Genomic DNA, 780 nt, shown 5'->3' on the forward strand with positions numbered 1-780 from the left:
ATGGCATCAATGACTTCGTTACCGTAGTAACTCGACATCGTATCTCAGCCTTAAGATGGTCCGGATTTGCCTAAACCATCAGCCTACATACTTGGACCTGGACAACCGTCGCCAGGCTCACCTAGCCTTCTCCGTCCCTCCATCGCAATTATAAGAAGTACGGGAATATTAACCCGTTTCCCATCGACTACGCCTTTCGGCCTCGCCTTAGGGGTCGACTTACCCTGCCCCGATTAACGTTGGACAGGAACCCTTGATCTTCCGGCGAGGGAGTTTTTCACTCCCTTTATCGTTACTCATGTCAGCATTCGCACTTCTGATACCTCCAGCAAACCTTACGATTCACCTTCAACGGCTTACAGAACGCTCCCCTACCCAATGAAGTAAAACTTCATTGCCGCAGCTTCGGTGTATAGCTTAGCCCCGTTAAATCTTCCGCGCAGGCCGACTCGACCAGTGAGCTATTACGCTTTCTTTAAATGATGGCTGCTTCTAAGCCAACATCCTGGCTGTCTGAGCCTTCCCACATCGTTTCCCACTTAGCTATAACTTTGGGACCTTAGCTGGCGGTCTGGGTTGTTTCCCTCTTCACGACGGACGTTAGCACCCGCCGTGTGTCTCCCGGATAGTACTTACTGGTATTCGGAGTTTGCAAAGGGTTGGTAAGTCGGGATGACCCCCTAGCCTTAACAGTGCTCTACCCCCAGTAGTATTCGTCCGAGGCGCTACCTAAATAGCTTTCGGGGAGAACCAGCTATCTCCGAGTTTGATTGGCCTTTC

1 rRNA gene is annotated in these 780 nt (G+C 51.0%); it reads right to left on the reverse strand.

Features of this window, described 5'->3' with window-relative positions:
- Positions 1-780 (reverse strand): 23S ribosomal RNA (locus CTN01_RS22555); the annotation flags it as partial.

The sequence above is a fragment of the Photobacterium angustum genome (assembly GCF_003026365.1).
In the GTDB taxonomy this organism is placed as follows: Bacteria; Pseudomonadota; Gammaproteobacteria; order Enterobacterales; family Vibrionaceae; genus Photobacterium; species Photobacterium angustum.